The organism is Dellaglioa sp. CoH-57-MRSF-21, assembly GCF_056781915.1.
Genome location: NZ_JBXAXU010000094.1, coordinates 1 through 381, shown reverse-complemented (window position 1 = coordinate 381; position 381 = coordinate 1). Strand labels below are relative to the sequence as shown.

The following is a 381-nucleotide window of genomic DNA, read 5'->3' as shown; positions in this document are numbered from 1 at the left end:
AGTTAAGCTTCTTAGCGCCAAGAGTAGTTGGGGGTCGCCCCCTGCGAGGGTAGGACGTTGCCATGCTAATAATAAATTTAAAAATGTGCTAATCTAACTGATTAACACATTTTTATGTATATGACCCGTTGGTCAAGTGGTTAAGACACCGCCCTTTCACGGCGGTAACATGGGTTCAAATCCCGTACGGGTCATTTTCGCCGGCTTAGCTCAGTTGGTAGAGCATCGGTATCGTAAACCGAGGGTCACAGGTTCGACTCCTGCAGCCGGCATTAGTGGTTGCAAAATTGTTTTATGTAGTAGTAAAAGAGTGTGGTGGCGATAGCAAGAAGGATACACCTGTTCCCATGTCGAACACAGAAGTTAAGCTTCTTAGCGCCA

The 381-nt window shown here is 46.5% G+C and carries 2 tRNA genes and 1 rRNA gene; all 3 read left to right on the top strand.

Annotated elements, in window-relative coordinates:
* Window positions 1-122 precede the first annotated feature (122 nt).
* Window positions 123-194, top strand: a tRNA-Glu gene (locus tag AC1RPQ_RS08100).
* Window positions 195-199: 5 nt separating this feature from the next.
* Window positions 200-272: transfer RNA gene (locus AC1RPQ_RS08095), tRNA-Thr, on the top strand.
* A gap of 39 nt (window positions 273-311) precedes the next feature.
* Window positions 312-381, top strand: a 5S ribosomal RNA gene (rrf, locus tag AC1RPQ_RS08090); the annotation flags it as partial.